At 67.4% G+C, this 25,001-nt stretch carries 25 protein-coding genes; 14 read left to right on the top strand and 11 right to left on the bottom strand.

What is annotated here, in order from left to right; genetic code table 11:
* Positions 1 to 10 precede the first annotated feature (10 nt).
* The 6 genes from hpf to SAZ01S_RS11760 are packed head-to-tail and all read right to left on the bottom strand — an operon-like array spanning position 11 to position 4,185.
* Entirely contained in the window at positions 11 to 610 is a 600-nt protein-coding gene (gene hpf / locus SAZ01S_RS11785) for a ribosome hibernation-promoting factor, HPF/YfiA family (RefSeq protein WP_084582456.1), read from the bottom strand.
* A 34-nt stretch (positions 611 to 644) separates the two neighbouring features.
* On the bottom strand, positions 645 to 1,355 hold the full coding sequence (dnaQ, locus tag SAZ01S_RS11780) for a DNA polymerase III subunit epsilon (protein ID WP_084582455.1): 711 nt from the start codon (positions 1,353 to 1,355) through the stop codon (positions 645 to 647).
* A gap of 7 nt (positions 1,356 to 1,362) precedes the next feature.
* Complete coding sequence (coaE, locus tag SAZ01S_RS11775) at positions 1,363 to 1,968, bottom strand: dephospho-CoA kinase (protein WP_084582454.1); 606 nt, start codon at positions 1,966 to 1,968, stop codon at positions 1,363 to 1,365.
* Positions 1,965 to 2,774 carry a shikimate dehydrogenase gene (gene aroE, locus SAZ01S_RS11770; protein WP_084582453.1) on the bottom strand — a complete coding sequence of 270 codons (810 nt, stop codon included), beginning with the start codon at positions 2,772 to 2,774 and terminating at the stop codon, positions 1,965 to 1,967. The genes coaE and aroE overlap by 4 nt, the downstream gene beginning before the upstream one ends.
* A complete protein-coding gene (locus tag SAZ01S_RS11765; protein WP_084582452.1) occupies positions 2,771 to 3,370 on the bottom strand; it encodes a Maf family protein in 600 nt (199 codons plus the stop codon). Before SAZ01S_RS11765 ends, aroE begins: the two co-directional genes overlap by 4 nt.
* Positions 3,370 to 4,185, bottom strand: a complete 816-nt coding sequence (locus SAZ01S_RS11760) for a pyruvate, water dikinase regulatory protein (RefSeq protein WP_174596110.1) — start codon at positions 4,183 to 4,185, stop codon at positions 3,370 to 3,372. Before SAZ01S_RS11760 ends, SAZ01S_RS11765 begins: the two co-directional genes overlap by 1 nt.
* Positions 4,186 to 4,562: 377 nt before the next feature.
* Between SAZ01S_RS11760 and hemE the strand changes: the two genes are divergently transcribed.
* The 4 genes from hemE to SAZ01S_RS11740 all read left to right on the top strand — a co-directional run bounded on the left by hemE (position 4,563) and on the right by SAZ01S_RS11740 (position 8,255).
* Positions 4,563 to 5,519 (top strand): uroporphyrinogen decarboxylase, encoded by a 957-nt coding sequence (hemE, locus tag SAZ01S_RS11755; RefSeq protein WP_245824788.1) that lies wholly within the window; start codon positions 4,563 to 4,565, stop codon positions 5,517 to 5,519.
* The gene (locus SAZ01S_RS11750) at positions 5,516 to 5,968 is read left to right on the top strand and encodes a CopD family protein (protein ID WP_084582451.1); all 453 of its coding nucleotides are present in this window, start codon (positions 5,516 to 5,518) and stop codon (positions 5,966 to 5,968) included. Before hemE ends, SAZ01S_RS11750 begins: the two co-directional genes overlap by 4 nt.
* Before the next feature lie 174 nt (positions 5,969 to 6,142).
* On the top strand, positions 6,143 to 7,399 hold the full coding sequence (rho, locus tag SAZ01S_RS11745; protein WP_064313625.1) for a transcription termination factor Rho: 1,257 nt from the start codon (positions 6,143 to 6,145) through the stop codon (positions 7,397 to 7,399).
* A gap of 136 nt (positions 7,400 to 7,535) precedes the next feature.
* Entirely contained in the window at positions 7,536 to 8,255 is a 720-nt protein-coding gene (locus SAZ01S_RS11740; protein ID WP_084582450.1) for a TerC family protein, read from the top strand.
* 45 nt (positions 8,256 to 8,300) lie between these two features.
* Here SAZ01S_RS11740 and SAZ01S_RS11735 read toward each other — a convergent pair whose 3' ends face one another.
* The gene (locus tag SAZ01S_RS11735; protein WP_084582449.1) at positions 8,301 to 8,996 is read right to left on the bottom strand and encodes a dienelactone hydrolase family protein; all 696 of its coding nucleotides are present in this window, start codon (positions 8,994 to 8,996) and stop codon (positions 8,301 to 8,303) included.
* Positions 8,993 to 9,469 (bottom strand): methylated-DNA--[protein]-cysteine S-methyltransferase, encoded by a 477-nt coding sequence (locus SAZ01S_RS11730; protein WP_084582448.1) that lies wholly within the window; start codon positions 9,467 to 9,469, stop codon positions 8,993 to 8,995. The genes SAZ01S_RS11735 and SAZ01S_RS11730 overlap by 4 nt, the downstream gene beginning before the upstream one ends.
* Before the next feature lie 53 nt (positions 9,470 to 9,522).
* Between SAZ01S_RS11730 and SAZ01S_RS11725 the strand changes: the two genes are divergently transcribed.
* The 7 genes from SAZ01S_RS11725 (at position 9,523) to SAZ01S_RS11695 (ending at position 16,554) form a co-directional block, all read left to right on the top strand.
* Positions 9,523 to 9,759, top strand: a complete 237-nt coding sequence (locus SAZ01S_RS11725) for a DUF6489 family protein (RefSeq protein WP_084582447.1) — start codon at positions 9,523 to 9,525, stop codon at positions 9,757 to 9,759.
* 10 nt (positions 9,760 to 9,769) lie between these two features.
* A complete protein-coding gene (gene mnmE, locus SAZ01S_RS11720) occupies positions 9,770 to 11,053 on the top strand; it encodes a tRNA uridine-5-carboxymethylaminomethyl(34) synthesis GTPase MnmE (RefSeq protein WP_084582446.1) in 1,284 nt (427 codons plus the stop codon).
* 84 nt (positions 11,054 to 11,137) lie between these two features.
* Complete coding sequence (gene mnmG, locus SAZ01S_RS11715) at positions 11,138 to 12,973, top strand: tRNA uridine-5-carboxymethylaminomethyl(34) synthesis enzyme MnmG (protein ID WP_084582445.1); 1,836 nt, start codon at positions 11,138 to 11,140, stop codon at positions 12,971 to 12,973.
* Positions 12,970 to 13,593 carry a 16S rRNA (guanine(527)-N(7))-methyltransferase RsmG gene (gene rsmG, locus SAZ01S_RS11710; RefSeq protein ID WP_084582444.1) on the top strand — a complete coding sequence of 208 codons (624 nt, stop codon included), beginning with the start codon at positions 12,970 to 12,972 and terminating at the stop codon, positions 13,591 to 13,593. The genes mnmG and rsmG overlap by 4 nt, the downstream gene beginning before the upstream one ends.
* On the top strand, positions 13,590 to 14,372 hold the full coding sequence (locus tag SAZ01S_RS11705; protein ID WP_084582443.1) for a ParA family protein: 783 nt from the start codon (positions 13,590 to 13,592) through the stop codon (positions 14,370 to 14,372). The genes rsmG and SAZ01S_RS11705 overlap by 4 nt, the downstream gene beginning before the upstream one ends.
* Positions 14,369 to 15,268, top strand: a complete 900-nt coding sequence (locus tag SAZ01S_RS11700; RefSeq protein WP_084582442.1) for a ParB/RepB/Spo0J family partition protein — start codon at positions 14,369 to 14,371, stop codon at positions 15,266 to 15,268. Before SAZ01S_RS11705 ends, SAZ01S_RS11700 begins: the two co-directional genes overlap by 4 nt.
* 62 nt (positions 15,269 to 15,330) lie before the next feature.
* Complete coding sequence (locus SAZ01S_RS11695) at positions 15,331 to 16,554, top strand: FAD-binding domain-containing protein (RefSeq protein ID WP_084582441.1); 1,224 nt, start codon at positions 15,331 to 15,333, stop codon at positions 16,552 to 16,554.
* A gap of 21 nt (positions 16,555 to 16,575) precedes the next feature.
* Here the strand turns inward: SAZ01S_RS11695 and SAZ01S_RS11690 are convergent, their stop codons facing one another.
* Entirely contained in the window at positions 16,576 to 17,649 is a 1,074-nt protein-coding gene (locus SAZ01S_RS11690; RefSeq protein ID WP_084582440.1) for an alpha/beta hydrolase, read from the bottom strand.
* 156 nt (positions 17,650 to 17,805) lie between these two features.
* Here SAZ01S_RS11690 and upp point away from each other — a divergent pair, with 156 nt between their 5' ends.
* The gene (gene upp / locus SAZ01S_RS11685; protein ID WP_084582439.1) at positions 17,806 to 18,462 is read left to right on the top strand and encodes a uracil phosphoribosyltransferase; all 657 of its coding nucleotides are present in this window, start codon (positions 17,806 to 17,808) and stop codon (positions 18,460 to 18,462) included.
* 6 nt (positions 18,463 to 18,468) lie between these two features.
* Here the strand turns inward: upp and SAZ01S_RS11680 are convergent, their stop codons facing one another.
* Together SAZ01S_RS11680 and SAZ01S_RS11675 are read right to left on the bottom strand one after the other, a co-directional pair.
* Positions 18,469 to 19,473 (bottom strand): cupin-like domain-containing protein, encoded by a 1,005-nt coding sequence (locus SAZ01S_RS11680; RefSeq protein ID WP_084582438.1) that lies wholly within the window; start codon positions 19,471 to 19,473, stop codon positions 18,469 to 18,471.
* Entirely contained in the window at positions 19,474 to 20,151 is a 678-nt protein-coding gene (locus tag SAZ01S_RS11675) for a SapC family protein (protein WP_084582437.1), read from the bottom strand. It lies immediately after the preceding gene.
* Positions 20,152 to 20,468: 317 nt separating this feature from the next.
* Between SAZ01S_RS11675 and SAZ01S_RS11670 the strand changes: the two genes are divergently transcribed.
* Together SAZ01S_RS11670 and SAZ01S_RS11665 are read left to right on the top strand one after the other, a co-directional pair.
* A complete protein-coding gene (locus tag SAZ01S_RS11670; protein ID WP_084582500.1) occupies positions 20,469 to 23,390 on the top strand; it encodes a TonB-dependent receptor in 2,922 nt (973 codons plus the stop codon).
* A gap of 69 nt (positions 23,391 to 23,459) precedes the next feature.
* Positions 23,460 to 25,001, top strand: a complete 1,542-nt coding sequence (locus SAZ01S_RS11665) for a tryptophan halogenase family protein (RefSeq protein ID WP_084582436.1) — start codon at positions 23,460 to 23,462, stop codon at positions 24,999 to 25,001.

The following is a 25,001-nucleotide window of genomic DNA, read 5'->3' as shown; positions in this document are numbered from 1 at the left end:
CAGGCCGGCCTTACGCCGGTGCGCGGTTTGGCTCAACCCAGCCGATCGTCCCGTCGCCGCGGCGATAGACCATATTATAGGCGCCGGTGCCGCTGTTGCGGAACAGCAGCGCGTTGGTATTGCGCAAGTCGAGCATCATTACCGCGTCCGAAACCGTTGAATCCGGCACGTCGACACGGGTTTCCGCGATAACCAGCGGCGCATCGGCGACTTCTTCCTCGGCAAGCGGTTCCTGGAACAGCGTGTAGCCGGCATTATCGAAGCCGTTATCATAGGCGCCCCCCTCGGCCAGTGCGATGACTTCGGTGGGGCGGCGATCCTTGAGCCGACGGACATAACGGCGCAGCTGCTTGTCGATCCGGTCCGCCGCGCCGTCGAACGCGCCATGCGCCTCCATGCCGCTGTTGGTCGCCTTGAGCACCAGCCCCTGCGTCACGTGCATCACGATGTCGCACTTGAAACCGTTGTCGTGCGGCCCTTTGCCGAAGGTGATCTGTGACGAAATCGTTCGGGAGAAATACTTATCGGCGATACCCTGAACCCGATCCGTCACCTGCGTCTTGAGCGCGTCGCCCGTATCGACCTGATGCCCCGAGATCCGGATATCCATATGTACCTCCACTTCGCAAATTAGGACGAGCGACCTAGGGCTGCGCCGAAACCGCGTCGATTGTGGGAACACCCCATAGCGGCTCGTCCAGGGACTTCAGAAACGCTGCGTGCCGTTCTAGTTCCACAGCACTCGCGGTGAACTGCCGCGCAGGCCGGACGTGTACCCGGCTCGGCGCCTCGGCGACGGTCTCCGGCACCACCGGCACCTCTTCGGCCAGACCCAGCGTGATCTGACGGCCGCCGGTCAGCTCGACATAGACCTGCGCCAGCAACTGCGCGTCGAGCAGCGCGCCGTGCAGCGTCCGCGCGCTGAGATCGATGCCGTAGCGGCTGCACAGCGCATCGAGGGTGTGCTTGGCGCCGGGGTGCCTGGTGCGGGCGAGCACCAGCGTGTCGACCATGCGGCTCAGGTCGACGATGGGACGACTGCAGCGGCCCAGTTCGCCGTTGAGGAAGCTGAAGTCGAATCCGGCATTGTGGGCCACCATCGGCGAGTCGCCGATGAACGCCAGCAGGTCCTCGACAACATCCTCGAACAGCGGCTTGTCGGAGAGGAATCGCTCGGACAGGCCGTGGACGTTGAACGCCTCCACCGGCATGGGCCGCTGCGGATTGATATAGGCGTGGAAGTGGTTGCCGGTGGCAACGCGGTTCACCAGCTCGACACAACCGATTTCGACGAGGCGATCGCCGCCTGAGAAGCTGAGTCCCGTCGTTTCGGTGTCAAACACGATTTCCCGCATGGAGCGCTTATCCACCCGCAGGCGGCGCGAGGCAAGCGATGACCTTGCGTACGCAATCTTCCGTAACGCGCAGACCTTCGCCCGTCGGGATCACGAAATCGGCACGGGCGCGCTTTTCGGCATCGGATAGCTGGCGCGCGAGAATGGCGTCGAAGCGTTCCGCGGTCATGCCGGGCCGGGCGAGCACGCGTTCGCGCTGCACCTCGGGCGGGGCGGAGACAACGACGATCTTGTCGACATGCCGCCAGCCGCCAGCCTCGAACAGCAATGGTACGTCAAGAACGACCATCGGCGACTCGGCGTGGGCAGCCAGGAACGACTCGCGCGCCTCGGCAACGGCGGGGTGGAGAATCGCCTCGAGTCGGGCGAAGGCGGTGGGATCGGCCATCACCGCCTCGCGCAGCAGCGTGCGATTCACCCCGAGTTCGGTGGTGGTGTCCGGAAACTCGGCTTCGATCGCTGCGACCGCCGCACCGTTCGGGCCCTGGAGGTGGTGGACGGTCGCGTCGGCGTCGAACACCGGGACGCCGTCGGCGGCGAACATCGCCGCGACCGTCGACTTGCCCATGCCGATCGAGCCGGTGAGCCCGAGCACGATCGGCCGCCTGCTCATGCGGTAAGCAGCGCGCGCAGTTCCTCGTCGCGGTCGCGCGGGGGCTCGGCGCCGAAGAACAGCTCGAAGGCGAGCGCGGCCTGGCCGACCAGCATCTCGAGGCCGTCGACCGTATCCAGCTCCCGGTCGCGCGCCTGGGCGAGCAGCCGCGTCTCGAGCGGGGCGTAGACGATATCGTACACCACCGCATGCTCGGGCAGCGGATCGAGATCCAGGTCGAGCGGGGGCTGGCCGTCCATGCCGAGCGGGCTGGCGTTCACCAGCAGATCGGCGGCGGGGAGGGGCGCGCCGATCGGCAACGCATCGCCCTTCATCCCGAAGCTGGAGAGCAAGGCGGCCGCCTTGAGCACGTTGCGGTTGAGAATCGTCACCCGGCCGATGCCGACGCGGGAGAGCGCGAACAGCACCGCGCGGGCACCACCACCGGCGCCGACCACCACCGCATGACGCCCTTCCAGCTCCAGCCCGGCGATCGGCGAGAAGAAGCCGCCGGCATCGGTATTGGTGCCGATCAGCGCGCCGTCCTCGCCGCGGATCACGGTGTTCATCGCACCGATGGTGTTCCGCACCCCGCCGGGATCGCCGACCAGCTCCATCACCGCCAGCTTGTGCGGGATCGTGACGTTGCAGCCGCGCCAATCGGCATCGTCCTTCGCGCGGGCGAAATAGGCCGCGAGATCGTCGCCCAGCACATGGGTCCGGCGATAATCGCCCTCTATCCCCAGCGCCTCGAGCCAGAATTTGTGGATGATCGGCGATTTGGAATGGGCGATCGGATCGCCGATCACCTCGGCATAGCGAGTCACTTGGGCAGCACTCCGCGGGTACGCAGATAGTCGAGAATCGGCAGCAGCGGCATGCCGAGGATGGTGAAATGGCTGCCGTCGGTGCGGTGGAACAGCTGCACACCGAGCCCTTCGATCCGGAAGCAGCCGACACAGCCGGCAATGGCGGGCCATTCGAGGTCGAGGTAGGATTCGATGAAGGCGTCGCTCAGCGGGCGGACGTGCAGCCGGGCGCGATCGACATGCCGCCAGACGGGGCGACCGCCCTCGGCGATCACCGCCGCGCTGTAGATGTCGTGGGTCTTGCCCGACATGCGCTGGAGATGATCGCGCGCCTGGTCGCGGCTCTCGGGCTTGTCGAGCAGGCTGCCATCGTCGAGCGCGACGAGCGAATCGCCACCCAGCACCAGCGCCTGCGGCGCCATGCGCGAGACCTTGAGCGCCTTGAGCTCGGCGAGCGCATCGGCGAGGTCGCGGGGAGACGTGCCCTCGGCGAGCAGCGATTCCTTCGCGCTGGCTTCATCGACCATCGCCGGTAGCGCCTCATGCGCGACGCCGGCGGCATCGAGCATCGCGCGACGCGAGGCGCTCTGGGAGGCGAGGACGAGAGTCGGCATTATCGGCGGTCCATTTCACGGTCGTTGCACAGCTGGATGATCGCGGCGGCGGTCTCCTCGATCGAGCGGCGGGTGACGTCGATCACCGGCCAGCCATTGTCGGCGAACATGCGGCGGGCATAGGCTATCTCGCGCTGCACCGCTTCCTGATCGACATAGTCGGTCTCGGGCGCCTGGTTGAGCGAGAGCAGCCGGTTGCGGCGGATCTGCACCAGTCGATCGGCGCTGGTGGTAAGGCCGACGACCAGCGGCCGCTTCAGGTCGAACAGTTTGGCCGGCGGCGGCGACTCCACGACGATCGGGATGTTCGAGACCTTGTAGCCGCGATTGGCGAGATAGATCGAGGTCGGCGTCTTCGACGAGCGCGATACGCCGGCGAGCAGGATGTCGCTCTCCTCCCAATCCTCCCAGCCGATGCCGTCGTCATGGGCGATGGTGAACTGGATCGCATCGACGCGCGCGAAATAGGCGGCGTCGAGCATGTGCTGCCGCCCCGGCCGCGCCTTCGCCTCCTGCCCGAGCAGGTTCGAGAGCGCGTGGCTCACCGGATCGAGCGGCGCGATCGCCGGCAGGCCGAGGGCGCGGCAGCGCGTCTCGAGCATGCGGCGGATGTCGCGATTGACCAATGTGTAGATCACCAGCCCGGGGTTCTGCGCGATCTCCTGGAGGATCCGCTCGAGATGGGCCTCGCTGCGCACCATCGGCCAGAAATGGCGCAGCGGCTCGACATCGTCGAACTGCGCCAAGGCGGCCTTGGCGATATTTTCCAGCGTCTCGCCGGTCGAGTCCGACAGCAGATGGAGGTGCAGCCGCATCAGGCTGGGGAGCGATCTGTGCATAACATGGCGAACAAGCGGTAGCGTAACCGCGGCACCCGGCCAACCCGCCGAGATTCGGGAAAGCCCGCGTGATTCGTCCACAGCGGCGTCCCCAGCTTGTGCTTTCCGTTCACAGCCTGTGAGTCTTGTGGACAGATTTCCCGAATCCGGGCGAATCCGTATGGCCACAGGAGTCAAATTGTTGGCAACTGACTCACATCGCCATAAGCCCCGGCTTTCACCCGCCAACAGACTCCAACATCCTGAGAATCGAATCTTCTAGTAGTGGGATCCCGGCTCTGACTCTTCGCGCATCCAAGCCGCTGCTCGCGACCCTCCAAGGTGTTCGCCAGCCCGTTCCGCCCGTCTGGCTCATGCGCCAAGCCGGTCGATACCTGCCCGAATATCGTGCGCTTCGTGCCGAGAAGGGCGGATTCCTGGCGCTCGCAATGGACCCCGACGCGGCCGCCGAGATCACGCTGCAGCCGATCCGCCGCTTCGGCATGGACGGCGCGATCCTGTTTTCCGACATCCTGGTGGTGCCCATGGCGCTCGGTCAGCAGCTCTGGTTCGAGACCGGCGAAGGCCCCAGACTCGCCCCGACCGTGACCGCACGGGACGTGCTCGACGGCTTCGATGCCGATTCCAGCGTCCTGGAGCCCATCTACGACACGATTCGGCGGGTGAAGGCGGCACTGGACCCCTCGACCACCTTCCTGGGCTTTGCGGGCTCTCCCTGGACCGTGGCGACGTACATGATCGCGGGGCAGGGCAGCCGCGAACAGGCCGAGGCGCGCCGCCTGGCCTATCGCGACGAGGGCCTGATGCAGGCGCTGGTCGATCGGATCGCCGACCAGACCATCGCCTATCTCCGCGCTCAGGCCGAAGCGGGCGTGGAGGCGGTGCAGCTGTTCGACAGCTGGGCCGGTAGCTTGAGCCCGGCCCAGTTCGAACGCTGGGTGATCGCCCCGAACGCCCGGATCGCGGCCGCCGTTCGGGATCTGGTGCCCGTGATTGGATTCCCGAAGGGGGCGGGGGGCAAGCTCGCCGCCTATGCTCGCGAAACCGGCGTTGATGCGATCGGACTCGACGAAACGGTCGACCCCGATTGGGCGAATGCGGTGCTGCCGGAGGAGCTGCCGGTGCAGGGCAATCTCGATCCGCTGGCGCTGATCACCGGCGGTGCGGTGCTCGACAGCGCCATCGACCGGATCCTCGCGGCCTTCCCGGAGCGGCCGCATGTGTTCAACCTGGGCCATGGCATCCTGCCCGACACGCCGATCGCGCATGTCGAGCAGCTGCTGGCCCGCGTGCAGGGGACTTCGGCATGATCGGCTGCCTCGGCAGTGCCTATCTTTGGGTGAAGGCGTTCCACGTCATCTTCGTGGTGTTCTGGATGGCAGGGCTGTTCCTGTTCCCGCGCTACCTGATCCATCACCAGGAGGCGCTCGGCACGCCCGAGGCCGCTGCCTGGGCGAAGCGCGAGGCGCTGCTCAAGCGGATGATCCTCACGCCTTCGATGCTCATCGTCTGGGTGCTCGGGCTGGCGCTTTCCGCCAATATCGGGCTGTTCGATGGGCAGACGGGGATCGGCTGGCTGCATGCCAAGCTGCTGCTCGTCGTGCTGCTCAGCGGCTATCATGGCTGGGCGGTGGGCTATGGGAAGAAGCTGGCCCGCGGCGAGGCGCCGATCGCCACCCGCACGCTGCGTTTCCTCAATGAAGTGCCGGCGCTGGCGCTGGTCTTCATCGTCATTCTCGCCGAGGTGAAGCCCTTCTGAGAACACTGCGATTCGGCGGGGTAAATCTGCGCCGAATCGCAGTTGACTTGGGGCAACCCGATACCTAATTTTATCGACGTGTACCGAACCCGGTGCATCCTTCCTTCAAGCATCGACTCCTGCGCGTACCTATCGCCGATCGACGCTCTCCCCCTTAGAATTTCCGGACCTTCCATGCATCTCAAGGACCTCAAGAAAACCGCCCCCGCCGAGCTGGTCACCATGGCCGAGGCACTGGGCGTCGAGAGCGCGTCGACGCTGCGCAAGCAGGACCTGCTCTTCGCCATCCTCAAGGCCCAGGCCGAGCAGGGTGACCAGATCATGGGCGAAGGCACGATCGAAGTGCTGCCCGACGGCTTCGGCTTCCTGCGCTCGCCCGAAGCCAATTATCTCGCCGGCCCCGACGACATCTATGTCAGCCCCAACCAAGTCCGGAAGTTCGGGCTGCGCACCGGCGACACGGTCGAGGGCGAAATCCGCGGTCCGAAGGACGGCGAACGCTATTTCGCGCTCACCAAGCTGGTGAAGGTCAATTTCGACGATCCCGATGCGGTGCGCCACCGCGTCAACTTCGACAACCTGACCCCGCTCTACCCCGAGCAGAAGCTGCGCCTCGACACGCTCGACCCGACGGTCAAGGACAAGTCGGCGCGCGTGATCGACATCGTCGCGCCGCAGGGCAAGGGCCAGCGCGCGCTGATCGTCGCGCCGCCGCGCGTCGGTAAGACCGTTCTCTTGCAGAACATCGCCAAGGCGATTACCGACAACCATCCCGAAGTCTTCCTGATCGTGCTGCTCATCGACGAGCGCCCGGAAGAAGTCACCGACATGCAGCGTTCGGTGAAGGGCGAAGTGATCAGCTCGACCTTCGACGAACCGGCAACGCGCCACGTGCAGGTTGCCGAAATGGTGATCGAAAAGGCCAAGCGCCTGGTCGAGCACAAGAAGGACGTGGTGATCCTGCTCGACTCGATCACCCGCCTCGGCCGCGCCTACAACACCGTGGTACCGAGCTCGGGCAAGGTGCTGACCGGCGGTGTCGACGCCAACGCCCTGCAGCGCCCGAAGCGCTTCTTCGGCGCGGCGCGCAACATCGAGGAAGGCGGCTCGCTTTCGATCATCGCCACCGCGCTGATCGACACCGGCAGCCGCATGGACGAAGTGATCTTCGAAGAGTTCAAGGGCACCGGCAACTCGGAAATCGTGCTCGACCGCAAGGTGGCGGACAAGCGCATCTTCCCGGCGCTGGACGTCGGCAAGTCGGGCACCCGCAAGGAAGAGCTGCTGGTCGAAAAGGCCAAGCTCACCAAGATGTGGGTGCTGCGCCGCATCCTGATGCAGATGGGTACCATCGACGCGATGGAATTCCTGCTCGACAAGATGAAGGATTCGAAGACCAACGAAGACTTCTTCGACAGCATGAACCAGTAACGCGGGCCGTCGCTCGCGTGATTTCGGAAAGGCCGGGCCTGGGTGCCCGGCCTTTTTGCGTCGCGGCCGGACGGAACGTCTCGGGCCGGGCAAGCGTAGGCGTTGCGTGCGCCGATGGGGGCGCTAGGGTTTTGGCATGATCGATCTTCTTCTCAGCGCCGCGGCGGGCGGCATCGGCTCCCCGCTCGACATCTGGCAGCACATCGTCGCCGATTTCTCCAATCTCGGCGATCCGGCGGCGCTGGCAGCGTTCGGCTCGGTGCTGATGATCGATCTGGTGCTGGCCGGCGACAACGCCATCGTCGTCGGCGCGCTGGCGGCGGGGCTGCCGGCGGACCAGCGCAAGAAGGTCATCCTGATCGGCATCGGCGCGGCGCTGGTGCTGCGTATCGCCTTCGCGCTGATCGTCAGCTGGCTGATGGGGATCGTCGGGCTGATCTTCGCGGGCGGGCTGCTGCTGCTCTGGGTCAGCTGGAAGTTCTGGCGCGAGATCCGCCATGGCGGTGAGAGCGCCGGATCGGAGGAGATCGAGGGTGACGAGCATTCGGGCGTGCGTTCCGCGCGCAGCTTCGCCGGTGCTGCCTGGGCGGTAGCCGTTGCCGACGTCTCGATGAGCCTCGACAATGTGCTGGCGGTCGCCGGGGCCGCGCGCGAGCATCCGGGCATCCTCGTGGTCGGGCTGCTGCTGTCAGTCGCGCTGATGGGATTGGCGGCGAACCTGATCGCCAAGCTGATCGATCGCCATCGCTGGATCGCCTATATCGGCCTGGCGGTGATTGTCTTCGTCGCGTGCAAGATGATCTATGAGGGCTGGGTCGGCACCCGGGAGACGGCCGGGATCACCAGCCTGTTCTGAGGCTATATTCCCCTCCCTGACGCGCAGGGAGGGGAGAGGCGTGCCTCAGGCGAGGTACTCGGCGAAGAAGTCCGCCGTACGCTTGTCGGCGAGCTGGGCGGCGTCTTCCGAGCGGCGCTTGCCGAGTTCCGCCGCGAAGCCATGGTCCTCGCCGGGATAGTCGTACAGCGTCACCTTGGGATGATCGTCCAGGCCTTCATGCATCTTCGCCTGCACCTCGGGCGAGACGAAGTGATCGGCCTGCGGGATGTGGAGCATCAGCGGCTTGGCGATAGCGTGCTTCTCGCCGAGCAGCCCGTCGATTCCCACGGCATAATAGCCGACGCTCGCATCGATGTCGGTTCGCGCGGCGGTCATATAGGCTAGGCGGCCGCCGAGGCAGAAGCCCACCGCACCTACCTTGCCGCCGCCCAGCTCTGCGCGCGCCACCTGGATGGTCGATTCGATATCGGCGATGCCCTTGTCCTGGTCGAACTTGCCGAACAGGTCGAGCGCCTGCTGGAACTGCTCGGGCACATCCGCGTCGAGCTCGATGCCCGGCTTGAGGCGCCAGAACAGGTCGGGTGCAATTGCGAGATAGCCCTCCCGCGCGAAGTCTTCGCACTTCTGGCGGATGCCGTCGTTCACGCCGAAGATCTCCTGGATCACGATGATCGCGGCGCGCGGGGTGTCTTCGGGACGCGCGACATAGGCGGAGAAGCTGCCGGTCTCGTCCAGTGCGTCGATCGTCAGGGTGCTCATAGCAGATACTCTCCGGTTAACCGCCGCTCATGATCGAGCAGCCAGGATTTGGTGGTCGGCCCCTCACCGGCCGAGTAGGCGCCCAAGCCCCCGCCCTGGTTCAGCACGCGGTGGCAGGGCACGACGAGCGGGAAGGGGTTGCGCGCGCATAGTTGCCCGATCGCCCGCGCGCTGGAGCCCAGCACGCGCGAGAGATCGCCGTAGCTGATCGTCTGCCCGAACGGCACTGCGATCAAGCCATCCCGAAGGATGGCGCCGCGTGGGGTCGCGGGCGGCGCGAGCGGCAGGTTGAAGTGGCGTCGCTCGCCGGCGAACCACTGCGCGAGCTGCTCGGCGGCATGCCGGACGGCGGCGGTGCCGGGCATCGGTGCACCTTCCGCGCCGATGACGATCCGTAGCAACTGCCGATCGTCGCCTTCGATCCGAATGGAGCCGATGGGCGTTGCGATCAGGGCATGGTCGCGCGCATACATGGGCTACGACCTAGCAGGGGGTCGGCGATGCGCTCAAGCGCGGAAGGGGTCCTATGAAGATCAATGTCGAAGTCGAGTGCACGCCGGAAGAAGCGCGCCGCGCGATGGGGCTTCCCGATCTCACGCCGGTGCATGATCGCTATGTGCGGCTGATGGTGCAGGCGATCGAGAATCACGGCACGCCGGAAGGCTTCGAGCAGATGATGCGCAGCTGGGCGCCGATGGGCGAGGCGGGCATGAATTTCTGGCGCGGCCTGTTCGACGCAGCGACCAAGAAGCCGGGCGGCTGACGGCACCCGCATGGACACGATCTTCGCGGTTTCCAGCGGCGCGCCGCCGGCGGCGATCGCCGTGGTGCGCATCAGCGGTCCGCGGGCGTTCGCCGCGGTGCAGGCGCTGGCCGGCGACGTGCCGCCGGCGCGGCGGGCGGCGCTGCGCACCCTGCGCGATGCGACGCGCGCGCCGCTCGACCAGGCGCTGGTGCTCTGCTTCCCAGGGCCGCGCTCGGCGACGGGCGAGGATCTTGCCGAGCTGCATCTGCACGGCGGCCGCGCGGTGGTGCGCGCGGTGGAGGCGGCGCTTGGCGAACTTCCCGAACTTCGCGCAGCGGAGGCAGGGGAGTTCACCCGGCGGGCACTGCTCCATGGCCGCCTCGACCTGAGCGAGGCCGAGGGGCTGGGCGACCTGCTGATGGCGGAGACCGAGGCGCAGCGGCGCGCGGCGATCCGCAGCGCCGGCGGCGCGGTGCGTCGCCAGGCCGAGGACTGGACGACGCGGCTGCTCGGCATCGCCGCGCGGATCGAGGCCGAGCTCGACCATGGCGACGAGGGCGATGTCGCCGGCGACGACCCGCTGCCCGCCCTGCGCGCAGCCGCGGCGGCGCTCGGCGAGGACATTGCCGCCGTCGCCGCGCGGCCGCCGGTGGAGCGGCTGCGCGACGGGCTGCGCATCGTGCTCGGGGGGCCGCCCAATGCCGGCAAGTCGACGCTGTTCAACGCGCTTGCCGAACGCGACGCGGCCATTGTCTCCCCGATCGCAGGAACGACCCGCGATCGCATCGAGGTGCCGGTGGTGCGGGGTGGCATCGCCTGGCTGCTGGTCGACACGGCAGGACTGGCCGGGGCGACCGACGATCCGATCGAGGCGATCGGCGTCGCGCGCGCCCGCGAGGCATTGGAGGAAGCCGACCTGCTGCTGTGGCTGGGCGACGATGCCCCGCCGCCGCATCGCTGTGCGCTCTGGGTCCATGCCCGCGCCGACGCGCCCGACCGTTCGGCTCCACAGGCCGGGCAGCTTTCGGTATCGGTGCGCGAGGATCGCGGCCTCACGCAGCTGTGGGAACGCATGGCCGAGATCGCGGGGACGCTGCTGCCGCCACCGGATCTGGTCGCGCTCAACGCCCGCCAGCGTAGCTGGTGCGATGCCGCCGCGGGGGCGCTGTCCCGCGCGGCAATGCTCGACGATGCGCTGCTCTTCGCCGAGGAACTGCGGTCGGCGCGGCGCGCGCTCGATGCAATCACCGGGCGAGCCGGAGTCGAGGATGTACTCGATGCGCTGTTCGGGAAATTCTGCATCGGTAAATAAAGTGTTTCACGTGGAACACGGCACACCACCGTTCCACCGCAGCGGCTCTGGACAAGCGGCGCGCGAAGGCGTTTAGCGAAAGCCATGCAATTCGATGTGATCGTGATCGGGGGCGGCCATGCCGGCACCGAGGCGGCGGCTGCTGCCGCGCGCCGCGGCGCGCGCACCGCGCTGCTCAGCTTCGATTTGACCAAGCTGGGCGCGATGTCGTGCAATCCGGCGATCGGTGGCCTGGGCAAGGGACACCTCGTTCGCGAGATCGACGCGCTCGACGGGCTGATGGCGCGCGCCGCCGACGCCGCCGGCATCCATTACCGGATGCTCAACCGCTCCAAGGGCACCGCGGTGCAGGGCCCGCGCGTGCAGGCCGATCGTGGGCGTTATGCCGCGGCGATCCAGGCCATGCTGGAGGCGCAGGACGGGCTGACATTGGTGCAGGGCGAGGCCGAGGCGCTGGTGCTGGAGGGCGGGCGCATCGCGGGCATCCAGCTGCGCGACGGCAGCGTGCTCGGTGCATCGGCCGTGGTGCTGGCGACGGGTACCTTTCTCGGCGGTCGGCTGTTTCGCGGCGAGGAGCGGTTCGAGGGCGGCCGGGTAGGGGAGGCCTCGGCATTGCGTCTCGCCGCGCAGTTGCGCGAGCTGGCGCTGCCGATGGGCCGCCTCAAGACCGGCACGCCGCCGCGGCTCGACGGGCGGACGATCGACTGGGCGCGCACCGAGGAACAGCCCTCGGATGCCGAGCCCTGGACGATGTCCGCCAGCACGCCGGCGCGGCCGCTGCCGCAGCTTCACTGCGCGGTCACCCGCACGACGCAGGCGACGCACGATGCGATCCGGAGCGGCCTCGATCGCTCGCCACTGTTCACCGGCGCGATCGAGGCGCAGGGCCCGCGTTATTGCCCCTCGATCGAAGACAAGGTGCATCGCTTCGGCGACCGCGACGGGCACCAGATCTTCCTTGAGCCCGAGGCGCTCGACCATCACTGGATCTACCCCAACGGGCTTTCTACTTCTCTGCCGGTCGACGTGCAGGCGGCGATGATAGCGTCGATTCCGGGGCTGGAGACGGCGGAGATCACCGTTCCGGGCTATGCCGTCGAATATGACTATATCGATCCGCGCGCGCTCGATTCGACGCTGGGCCTGCCGCAGATCCCCGGCCTGTTCTTCGCCGGGCAGATCAACGGCACGACCGGCTATGAGGAAGCAGGCGGGCAGGGGCTTGCCGCCGGTGCCAATGCGGCGGCGCTGGCGCTGAACATGGCGCCGTTGGTGCTGGACCGTGCGACCTCCTATCTGGGGGTGATGATCGACGATCTGGTGCTGCAGGGTGTGACCGAGCCCTATCGCATGCTCACCGCCCGTGCCGAGTTCCGCCTGCGCCTGCGTGCCGACAATGCCGAGACACGCCTTGGGCCGGTCGGCGAGGCGCTGGGGCTGCTGGGCGCCGACCGCCAGGCGCGGCTGGTGGCCCGCCACGCTGGACGGGCGCAGCTCGATACCATCTTCGCGGTCGAGCGGACCGCGCATCAACTCGCCGAGCGCGGCGCGCCGGTGGCACAGGATGGCGCCCGACGGCCTGCGCGCGAGTGGTTGCGCTTCCCCGGCGTGGTGCTGGATCAGGTGCTCGATGCGGTGCCGGATGCCGATCCGGCGCTGCTCGCCGAATATGTCGAGGATGCCCGCTACGCGCCCTATCTCGAGCGGCAGGACGCCGAGGTCGCCCAGCTCCGCGCCAATGACGCGGTGCGGCTGCGCGCGGACATGGACTATGCCGCGATCCCCGGATTGTCGAACGAGATGGTCGAGCGGCTCACGATCGCCGCGCCGGAAACGCTGGGTGCCGCTGCCCGCATCCGCGGCATCACCCCCGCGGCGCTGTCCGCGATTTTGCTGCACGCACGAAAGGTGGTTGCATGACCGAGGAAGAGGCGCGGACATGGGTCCGCGAACGCTTCGGTGTTTCACGTGAAACGATGGTGGAGCGATTTGGCGCGATCCTGGTCGCCGAGGCCGAGCACCAGAATCTGATCGCGCGGTCGACGCTGGAGTCGCTCTGGGGCCGTCACCTCACCGATTCCGCGCAGTTGGTGCCGCTCGCGGCAGGGGCTAGGGAGGGGGTGTGGCTCGACGTCGGGAGCGGCGCGGGCTTGCCGGGACTGGTGGTGGCGCTGCTCACCGACCGTCCGGTGGTGCTGGTCGAGCCGCGCGCAAAGCGGGTGCGGTTCCTTCGCGACGCCGCGAATGCCCTCGGCATTGCTGAGCGCGTGACGGTGGTGGGCAGCAGGGTGGAGTCCTATCGCCCTGCGCAGCCCGTGGCGGTGGTCTCCGCGCGTGCGGTCGCCGAACTGTCGGCACTGATCTTATCCACAGTACATTCCACCGATTCGTCCACAGTCTGGTTGCTGCCAAAAGGGCGCAGCGCACAATCGGAGGTGGATGCCGCGCGCGCGAAATGGCAAGGTCAGTTCCACGTGGAACCCAGCATCACGCAGCCAGACTCGGGCATCGTGGTCGCAACACAGATAGGCGCCAGATGATCACGATCACGATCGCCAATCAGAAGGGCGGGGTGGGCAAGACCACGACCGCCATCAACGTCGGCACGGCCCTCGCGGCAACGGGCAAGCGCGTGCTGCTGATCGATTTCGACCCGCAGGGCAATGCCTCGACAGGGCTTGGTATCGGCCGCAACGATCGCGAGCATTCGAGCTACGACCTGTTGGTGTCCGATGCAGACCTGGAGGATGTTGCCGTCCCGACCGAGGTGCCTGGCCTGGACGTCGTCCCCGCGACGCAGGACCTGTCGGGTGCCGAGATCGAGTTGATCGAATTCGACGCCCGAACCCACCGGCTCGATGCTGCGATCAAACGCCACCAGGCGGAGCGCTGGGACGTGATCTTGGTCGATTGCCCGCCGTCGCTGGGTCTTTTGACCGTCAACGCAATGGTGGCGGCGCACGCGCTGCTGGTGCCGCTGCAGTGCGAGTTCTTCGCGCTGGAAGGGCTCAGCCAGCTGCTCAACACGGTCGAGCGGATCCGCACCCGGTTCAACCCGGGCCTGTCGATCCTCGGCGTCGCGCTGACCATGTACGATCGCCGCAACCGGCTGACCGACCAGGTCTCCGACGATGTGCGGGCGGTGCTGGGGCGGGTGGTGTTCGACACCGTCATCCCGCGCAACGTCCGCCTCTCCGAAGCGCCGAGCCATGGCGTGCCGGCGTTGATCTATGATCATCGCTGTGCCGGATCCGAAGCCTATATCGCGCTCGCCCGCGAAGTGATCGATCGCCTTCCCAAATTGCAGAAAGCCGCATGACCGAAACTCCCGCCGCCGCCCGCAAGCCTCGCCCCGGCCTTGGCCGCGGGCTTTCCGCATTGCTGGGCGACAGCCTTCCCGAAGAGCCGATCAAGGGCAATCCGACCAGCGCCTCCGGCGTGCGGATGCTGCCGATCAGCTCGCTGGTCGCCGACCCCAACCAGCCGCGCCGACACTTCGACGAGGAGGCGCTCGATACGCTGGCCGAGTCGATCCGCACCCGTGGGCTGATCCAGCCGATCTTCGTGCGGCCGCACGGCCAGAGCTTCCAGATCGTCGCCGGCGAGCGGCGCTGGCGGGCGGCGCAGCGGGCGCGGCTGCACGAGGTGCCGGTGATCGTGCGCGAGCTGAACGACGCCGAGACGCTCGAGATCGCGCTGATCGAGAACATCCAGCGCCAGGACCTCAACGCGATCGAAGAAGCCGAGGGCTATGCCCGGCTGATCCGCGAGTTCGGGCATACCCAGGAAGCGCTGGGCAAGATCGTCCACAAGTCGCGCAGCCACATCGCCAATCTGTTGCGCCTGCTCGACCTGCCCGCGCCGGTGCGCGAGATGGTGGTCGAGCGTTCGCTGGAGATGGGGCATGCCCGTGCGCTGATCGGCGCGCCCGATCCCGAGAAGCTTGCGCGCGAGGTGGTGGCCAAGGGGCTGTCGGTCCGCGATACCGAGAAGCTGGCGCGCACCGCCAAGCCAGTGCCGAAGCGCAAGCCGAGCGAGGCGGGGGCCGGTGCTCCCGACCCGGACATTGCCGCGCTCGAGCGACATCTGGGCGATGTGCTCGGCCTCAACGTCCGCATCGCGCATGGCGAGAAGGGCGGCACGCTGACGGTGGGCTATTCGACGCTCGACCAGCTCGACATGGTGTGCCAGCGCCTGACCGGCGAGCGGATCTGATCGGGTTCCGCTGCCCTTAGTGGCAGGTAGGAGGTGGGGGAGCGGCGTGGCAGCATCTGCCGATGCTGCTCTCCGCCTCCGGTCGCGCGCCGATCCTTTCCTTCGACTTCCCGCTGTCGCGCGCTGCAGCCGAGGCGCGGCTGGCGGCGTTTTTGCCCGAGGCGGGTCGCGCCTATGCAGCGCGGCGCAATGCCGAGGCAGGGCCGGGGCCGCATGATGCCGTGTCGCGGCTGTCGGCGGCGTTGCGGCGGCGGTTGATCAGCGAGGAAGAGGTGGCCCGGGCGGTGATCGCGGCGCAGGGCGCGGAGGCGGGCGCGGCGTTCCTGCGCGAACTGTTCTGGCGGACCTATTGGAAGGGGTGGCTGGAGCAGCACCCGGCCGTGTGGCACGACTGGCGTGGGCGCTGCGCGGCGCTGACTGGGGAGGCGTTGCCGGCCGGCTATGCGGCAGCGGTCGACGGCCGGACCGGCATCGACGCGTTCGACGCCTGGGTGCGCGAGCTGCGCGAGACCGGCTATCTGCACAATTGGGCGCGCATGCAGTTCGCCTCGATCTGGATCTTCACGCTGGGCCTGCCCTGGGAGCTCGGCGCGGCGTTCAGCTTTGCCCACCTCGTCGATGCCGATCCGGCATCGAATACGCTGTCGTGGCGGTGGGTGGCGGGATTGCAGACGCAGGGCAAGCCGTATCTCGCCGATGCCCAGCGGATCGCTGCGCGGACCGGGGGGCGGTTTCGTCCGGTCGGGCTGGCGACGCGGGCTGATGTTCCACGTGAAACGTCCGCGGCGGCGGGCGTGCCGCTACGCGTCCCGCTGCCGGTGGATGTTTCGGCGCCGACCTTGCTGCTGCTGACTCCCGAAGATCTCTCGCTGGAAACCGAAACCGCGCTCGCCGAACTCGACGTGCGGCGCGTGGCGGCGTGTCGGCAGCATTGCAGCGGGCCAGCCGATATCGCCGCGCTGGCCGACGGGCTGCAGCGTGCCGCTGCCTATTGGGGGGCGCCGGCGGTGTGGCTCGACGACTTGGACGCGGTGGCAGCCGCCGCGCAAGCCGAGGGCTGCCGCCAGATCGTCACCGGCTATGCGCCGGTCGGGCCGGTGGCCGATTCGCTCGCGTCGTTTCCGCTGCCCGCTGGCCTCCAGCTCGCGGAGCACCAGCGGGGCTGGGACCAGCGCGCCTGGCCGCATTGCACCAGGGGCTTTTTCCCTTTCGCCAAGCACATCCCCGCGCTGCTCGCGGCAGCGCAGGTCGAGGATCGGCAATCTGTCTTGGCAGAAACGTCGTGAAGATCGGGTAAACGCGTGGGCTCAGCGGGGTGGGGCGAAGGCCAGCGCCTTGCTGAAGAAGGGTAGCAGGGAGTTCTGGAAGCGATCGGCGACGCCGCTGGTATGGTCGCCCGGATAGACGGTGAAGCTGTTGGCGATGCCGTAGCGATCGAGCGTCTCGTGCAGCGCCTGGGCGTCGCCACGCAGGCCGTCACGGTCGCCGACATCGATCGCGATCGCGCGGTAGCTGCGCAGCGCGCCGATATATTGGTCGACAAAGGCGAGGGGCGCGTTGGCCGCCCATTTCGCCAGCACCTCGGGCCGCTGCTTGCCGTCCCGGATCGGCAGGTCGAGATAGAGCGGCGGCGCCTTCGGATTGGGCGACCAGGCCGCCGCCGCGGCCAGCGTGGCGCGCAGGCCCCAGGGCAGGGTGGTCGCCGCCGCGCGGGTCTTCACCGCATCGAGCTGCGCCATGGCGGCGGCGTCGAGCATGCCCGCGTCGCGCGCGGAGAGGCAGCAGGGGCTCATCATGTAGAGCGCGCCGAACACATCGGCATGCTTCATGCCGATGCGGCTTGTGCCATAGCCGCCCATCGAATGGCCGGCGAGGCCGCGGCTCTCGCGGCGGGCGAGGGTGCGGTAATGCGCGTCGATATAGGCAACCAGATCGTGCGCCACGAAGCGCTCGAAATTGCCGGTGGTGGCCGAGCTCGAATACATCGATCCGTTGTGCAGCGTCTTGCTGTCGGGCAGCACCAGGATCATCGGCTTGGCGCCCAGCGCGAAGGCGCCCTCGACGACTTGCGGGACGTGGATCTCCTTGATCCACTGCTCGGCACCGATCGAATAGCCGTGCAGCGCATAGACGACCGGGTAGCGCTTGCGCGGCGCGGTGGCATAGTCGGGCGGCAGCACCACGATCACATCGCGATCGGCGCTCTCGCCCTCCAGATTGCCTTCGATCGCGGCGGAGTGGACCTTGATCCGCTCGACCCGCACCGCCTTGGCGCCGGCGACGACGGGCGGTACGTGCGTCTGTACCTGCGCCTGCGCGCCCCCGGTGGCGAAGGCCGCAGCCATCAGCCAAGCCCCTAGCGCGAACACTCCCTTGCCCATCGATCCTCTCCCTTGCCGCTTCATGCGGACGCCGTTGCTGGCGCCGCTTCGGACGCCTCCGGGCTGGAGCATATCGCGCGACGCGCTGTGGCGGTAGCGGTAACATGCCACATGGCGCGCCTTGCATCGCGGGGCCGCATCGCACACGCTAGCGCCATGTCCACGCCTGCGCCGGTCCCCGACGGACTCACCATCGTCGCCCATCCGCTCGTCCAGCACCGGCTGACCCGGTTGCGCGACCGGACGACGCCGCCCGAGCGGTTCCGGGCCGAGCTGCGGGCGATCGCCGGACTGCTCGCCGCCGCCGCGCTGGCCGACCTGCCGCTCGCGGCGGTGGCGATCGAGACGGTGATGGCGCCCATGACGTCGCCGCTCCTGGCCGGGCTGCCGCCGGTGGTGGTGCCGGTGCTGCGTGCCGGGCTCGCCATGGCGGACGGCGTGGTCGACCTGCTGCCCGAGGCGGCGGTCGCGCATCTCGGCCTGTATCGCGACCCGCAGACGCTCGCCGCGGTCGAATATTATTTCAACGCGCCGCCGCAGCTCGGCGAACGGCCGGTGCTGCTGGTCGATCCGATGCTCGCCACCGGCCATAGCGCGATCGCCGCGCTCGACCGGCTGAAGGGCGCGGGCGCGCGCGATGTGCGCTTCCTCTGCCTGCTCGCCGCCGTTCCCGGCGTGGCGGCGGTACTGGCAGCGCATGGCGACGTGCCGATCTGGACCGCGGGGCTCGACGCCGCGCTCGACGCGCGCGGCTACATCGTGCCGGGGCTCGGCGATGCCGGAGACCGCGCCTTCGGCACCGAGCATCGCTGACCCGCGCTAGCCGCCGCGCAGCAGCTGCATGACGAAGGCGCGGATCCGGCCGCGATTTTCGCGGGTATCGGCGAGGATCCCGTGCCGCTCCGGCGGCAGATGGGCGAGCGGATGCCCCTCGGGCCGAAAGGCATAATGGTCGAAGAACGCCCGCCAGGCGGCGCGTTCCGCCGGGGGGCGATCGGCCAGCGTCGTCATCGCCAGCAGCAGCGCGGTATAGGGCGAATCGGGGCCGCCGGCGAAATCGTCCCACCAATAGTTCATCAGCAGGTTGAACGGCGCGGTCGCCTCGACCTGATGCCACCACAATTTGGGCAGGTAGAGCGCATCGCCCGGCGCGAGGGTGACCGTCTGCGCGCGAGCGGCGGCGCGGGCGAAGCGGGGATAGCGCGGATCATCTGGCGCGCTGCCCGCGGCGAGGCTGACCGGCTGGCCCGCCATGGTGTGGTCGATCGGGCCGACATACAGGTCGCCGATCGCGTCGGGCGGGTAGAGGGTGAAGCGGCGTTCGCCGGCGATCACGCAGGCGAGATTGTCGAACCGATCATAATGGCAGGCGATCGTCGAGGCATTGCCGATCCATAGCCGCGGCAGCACGCCCGCCGGCACCAGCGGCACGGCATTGGCCTCGGCAAAGCCGGGCAGGTGCACCTCGGCCGGCAGCGAGCCGCAATAGACGCTCGGCTGACCTGGATCGACGGCAGCAAGGGCGATTCGGGCCAGCGCCGCTGGCAACCCCAGCGTCTCGCGGGTGAAGTTGAATCCGTCCGCGCCGCCGCCATAGGCATAGCGGCCGCCGATCGCCGGGTCGCCGACAAAGGCCTGCGCCGTTTCCCCCGCATCGAAGCCGAGAAGATAGGCGCAGAGCGCTTCGAGCGACGCCGCGGCACGGGTGACCGGCAGCGCCGCCGCAATGCCGCGCAGCACGATCGGCACGCACGCGGTGCGTGCCTCGGCGAAGGCGGCAGAATCGAGACCGGGCCCGGGCCCGACCTCGCGCAGCGCCGACATTCAGGCGGCCAGCCGCCGGTTGCGACGGGCAGCGAGCACCGCGACCTGCCGCAGCGAGCTGGCCATGGCATAGGCGAGCTGGAGATGGCCGGCGCGGAACAGCGTGACCACTGCGGCATCGTCGAGCGCATCGAGCGCGTCGAGGCTGATCGTGTACAGCCCGGCCAGATCGAGCGAGGTGCCGTCGTCGAAGCGCAGGGTGATGTCGATCGGCTCGACCAGCTTGTGGCCGAGCATCGCATCGACAAAGGCCTGGGTTGCCTCGAGGCCGCGGTGCAGCTGGGCGAGCGTCTGCTGGATCCCGCGCAGCGCCGGGGCAGGGGCGCCATCCGCACCGAACAGTGGCTCGCCGTCCTGGTGGGTAAAGCGGGAGTCCTGTGGATCGATCGCGATCGAATCACCGGCGATGAAGAAGCCCTGACGCTCGACATGGAGTGGCCAGAAGCCTTCGCCGGCGCGGAGCTCGACGAGCGATTCGCCGGGCTGAAAGCCGAGCATCGCGCCGGCATAGAAGCGTCCGGTCTCGGCGTCCTTGGCGAGCAGCAAGGGGCAGGCGGCAGCGGCGGCAGCGAATTCGGCGGCCACCACCGGCACGAAATAGGGCAGGGGCCCTGCCGGCGCGCGTACCCGAAGATCCCGATGCTCCGCCGAATCGAGCAGCGTCACCGTATCCGTCATTGCATCCCTCCGAACCTTACCGCGCGCCCACTCCAGGAAGCGCGGCTTTGACACCCTGCATATCCCCTCGCCCTGCAGCCGCCAATGGCCTGACTAAAGACCAAGAATACGCCGACAAAAACGTGTTGATAGCGCTAACGTAAACCGCTACCATCCATTACAGATTCGCAGAAGTCGAATAGATCGGGGAGGATGTCGTGCCGCTGTTTTTGCGGATGCGAAGCTTATTGCCTTTTCTCCGAGCGATTGATGCACCGCAACATGTTGTGGCGCGCGCGGATCTGAGTCGATCCCAACGATAAGCTGGAGGGGGTATGATGAAACCAAATATCAAGGGAGTCGGGGCAACCCGCAGCCGGGTTCTTCTTTCGCGGCGTGCGATCACAGGTGCGTCCAGCGTCCTGGCGCTCAGCATTGCGGCGCCGGTGCATGCGCAGACCACGCAGGCGCCGAGCAGCCAGGCGCAGGACGAGGAAATCATCGTCACCGGTATTCGCGGTTCGCTGCAGCGCAACCTGGATGCCAAGCGCAATGCCTCGGGCGTGATCGAGCAGATCTCGTCGGAAGACATCGGCAAGTTCCCCGATTCGAACGTCGCGGCATCGCTGCAGCGCCTGCCGGGCGTCTCGATCCAGCGCGACGGCCCGCGTGGCGAGCCGAACGGCGTGACGATCCGCGGTTTCGGCGGCGATTTCAACGAGACGCTGGTGGATGGCCGCCGTCTCTCGACGGCAACCGGTGGCCGCTCGATCGACTTCTCGACGGTGGGCTCGGACTTTGTCGGTGGGCTGACGGTGCTCAAGACGCCCGACGTCTCGCTGTCGTCGAGCTCGATCGGCGCGACGATCAATGTCTCCTATCCCAAGCCGTTCGATCGACCCGGCTTCCATCTCGCCGCAACGGCCTCGGGATCGATCCAGGACAATGCGGGCAAGATCGTGCCGACCGGCGGTCTGCTGGTCAGCCAGACCTTCGCGGGCGACACGCTGGGCATCCTTGCCGACGTGATCTACACCCGGCACGATACGCAGACGAACAATGTGTTCGTTCATGGCTGGCCCGGCGGCCGTTACGCACCCTGCCAGATCTCGGGCAGCACGGCGACGGTCTGCAACCCCACTAGCGACGTCAATTCGCCCGATTACGCACTGGTCACTAACCGGCAGACGGTGGTCGGCTGGTTTGAACAGCAGTTCGGCGCGGCGCAGAACTATACGCGCGACGAACGCATCGACGGCCGTATCGCGTTGCAGTGGAAGCCAGCCGACAACGTGTTGCTGACGCTCGACGACAATTATTCGGACCAGCGCGTCAACACCGATAATTTCGGCTTCGGCATCTGGTTCAACCAGGGCAGCCTGCGCAACGTCAAGCTCGACAAGAACGGCACCACGGTCGACTTCACCCAGGCCGGGTCGCAGACCGATTTCACCGCTGGTACCGACAGCAATTATCGCCGCACCAACCAGACCGGCCTCAACGTCAAATGGGACGTTTCGGACAAGCTGCAGGTGGAAGGCGATGCGAGCCTTTCGAAGAGCTGGCTCAATCCGGACGGGCGGATCAGCTCGCTGGGCGCCGATGTCGGCTATGGCTATGCGATCGGGCCGACGCTCGGCATCGCGATCAACGGCGACAGCAAGGATGTGGTGCCGGAGCTGCACGGCTATGGCGTCAACGGCAATGCCAGCCGCTGGGCCGATCTCTCCGCGATCGGCAGCCACGTCACCGTCAACATCGCCAATCGCAACCGCGACACGATCAAGCAGGGCCGGTTGGGGCTGAAGTGGCAGCAGGACGATCTCACCCTGCGAATCGGCGGCTCCTATCTCGATGACAAGTTCGAGTTCCGCAGCGCCAACACCTTTGCCAACAATTTCTGGCAGGCCTATTCGGGCTATGGCCCGGCTTCGGGCACCTCGGGCGGCGTCGCACTGCCGGCGAGCCTGTTCAAGGGCACCGTCGGTACCGGCGGCTTCCTGCCGGGCTATGGCGGTACGCTGCCGCCGGCGCTGATCAACTTCCGCGCGGCCGATTACCAAGCCTATCTCAGCGGCCTAGGCAATCCCCAGACCAAGACGATCCCCGGCTACAGCACGTCGTGCTGCAACAACGCCTTCGCCGGACAATTCCTCGTCGCGGATGATGTCGGCAGCACGCGCGACATCGGCGAGAAGACCTGGGCGCTCTATGCATCGGCCAATTTCAAGACCGAGATCGGCGGCATGCCCTTCTTCTTCAACGCCGGCGTGCGCGAGGAAGTGACGCATGTCAGCTCCACGGGCATCGGTCGTCTCCCCGTCTCGATCACCGCGAGCACGACCGACAAGACGCTGCTGACGGTGGCGTTCGGCAACCAGCAGGCGATCACCACCAAGTCGGACTATGCCTATCTCCTGCCCTCGCTGGACATGAAGCTGGAGGTTACCGACGCGCTGCACCTCCGCTTCGATGCATCGCGCACGCTGACACGGCCGACGCTCAACCTGCTGACGCCGGCGCTCAACATCGGCAGCGGCCAGCGCGTCAACGCGCTGACCGCGGATGGCGGCAATCCCACACTGCAGCCGTATCTCGCGGATAATTTCGACGCGGCGGTGGAATGGTATTATCGGCGCAACTCCTATGCCGCGGTCAATTTCTTCCTGAAGGACGTCAGCAACTTCATCGTGCAGGGCGTACAGCGGCAGACCATCAACGGCGTGGTCGATCCGTCGACGGGGACGCTGGCGCAGTTCGCGGTCTCGCAGCGAGTCAACGGCCCCAAGGCGACGGTGCGCGGGGTGGAAATCGCGTGGCAGAACACGTTCGGCAACAGCGGCTTCGGCTTCCTCGCCAATGTGACCTTGGTCGATACCAACAAGCCTTATGACTCGAGCAACATCAGTCAGAGCGGCTTCGCGGTGACCGGCCTCGCCAATTCGGCCAACTTTGTCGGCTTCTACGACAAGAACGGCATCGAATTCCGCGCGGCGGCGAACTGGCGCGACAAATATCTGCTCCAGTTCGGTCAGGCGCAGAATACCGGATCTTTCGGTGCCGAGCCGACCTTCGTCAACTCCAGCCTCCAGGTCGATCTGAGCGCGAGCTACCAGATCACCAAGGCGATCAACGTGTTCGGCGAGGCGCTCAACATCACCAACGAGGTGCAGAGCACCCATGGCCGCTTCTCGAACCAACTGCTCGACGTGTTCGCCTATGGCCGGCGCTTCACGGCGGGCGTGCGCTATCGCTTCTAAACTCTCTTCCCACGACTGGGGATGTCGGTATCGTCCGGCATCCCCTTCTTTTTGCACGGGTCGGCACGCGTGAAACGGGTTCGCAACATCGTCATCGTCGGCGGCGGCACCGCCGGTTGGCTCACCGCGGGGGTGATCGCCGCGCGGCACCAGGGGCGGATGCCCGGCGGCTTCACCGTCACCCTGGTCGAATCGCCGACCACACCGATCATCGGGGTGGGCGAGGGGACCTGGCCGACGCTGCGGACGACGCTCGCCAAGATCGGCGTCTCCGAAACCGATTTCTTCCGCGAATGCGATGCCGCCTTCAAGCAGGGCGCGCTGTTCGCCCGCTGGACCACCGGCGCTGCGGACGACGCCTATTACCACCCGCTGATGCTGCCCCAGGGCTTCCACCAGCTGAGCCTGGTGCCGCACTGGATTCAGGACTCGAAAGGCCGCAGCTTCTGCGACACGGTCACCCCGCAGGGCCGGATCTGCGACGCAGGCCTCGCCCCCAAGACGATCGCCACGCCCGAATATGATGGGCAGGCCAACTATGCCTATCACCTCGATGCGGGCAAGTTCGCGCCCTTCCTGACGCGCCACTGCACGACGAAGCTCGGTGTCCGCCATGTCCTCGCCGATGTCCGCGCGGTCGAGCTGGCCGAGAATGGCGACATCGCCGCGATCGACACCGAGCAGGCCGGGCGGATCGAAGGCGATCTGTTCGTCGACTGCACCGGCTTCCGCTCGCTGCTGCTCGGCGAAACGATGGGGGTGGGCTTCAAGGATTGCGGCGATGTCCTCTTCTGCGACGCCGCACTCGCCGCGCAGATTCCCTATCCGGAAGAGAACGCGCCGATCGCCACCCATACGCTGTCGACGGCACAAGGATCCGGCTGGATCTGGGACATCGGCCTGCCGACCCGGCGCGGCACCGGCTATGTCTATTCCACGGCCCACACCAGCGACGACCAGGCCGAGGCGACGCTCCGCGCCTATCTCGGCCCCGCCGGCGCGGACGTGGCCGTCCGCCGCATCCCGATCCGATCTGGCCATCGCGAGATCTTCTGGAAGAACAATGTTGTCGCGGTCGGCCTCGCCGCAGGCTTCCTCGAGCCGCTGGAAGCCTCGGCGATCGTGCTGATCGAGCTCTCGGCCAAGCTGATCGCCGAGCAGATGCCGGCGGTGCGCGAAGTGATGGACGTGGTCGCCAAGCGGTTCAACGCCACCACGCTCTATCGCTGGGGCCGGATCATCGACTTCCTCAAGCTCCACTATGTGCTCACCAAGCGGACGGACACCGCATTCTGGCGCGACAATTTGCTGCCCGAGACCATCCCCGAGCGGCTCCAGGAGCTGCTCACCCTGTGGCGCTACCAGCCGCCTTGGTTCCATGACGAGTTCGACCGGGTGGAGGAGGTCTTCCCGCCCGCCAGCTACCAGTACGTCCTCTACGGCATGGGCTTCCGCAGCGAGGTGGAGCCCGAGGCCCTGAGTGGCGACCAGCGGCTCGCCGAGCGGGCGATGCGCGAGAATGCCGCGCAGACCGAACGGCTCTGCGCCGGGCTGCCGCGCCACCGCGACCTGATCCGCAAGATTCACGAACACGGGCTGCAACCGGTCTGA

The organism is Sphingomonas azotifigens NBRC 15497 (assembly GCF_002091475.1).
In the GTDB taxonomy this organism is placed as follows: domain Bacteria; phylum Pseudomonadota; class Alphaproteobacteria; order Sphingomonadales; family Sphingomonadaceae; genus Sphingomonas; species Sphingomonas azotifigens.
Note: the sequence above shows the minus strand (reverse complement) of the source record. Positions and strands in the feature narration are given on the sequence as shown.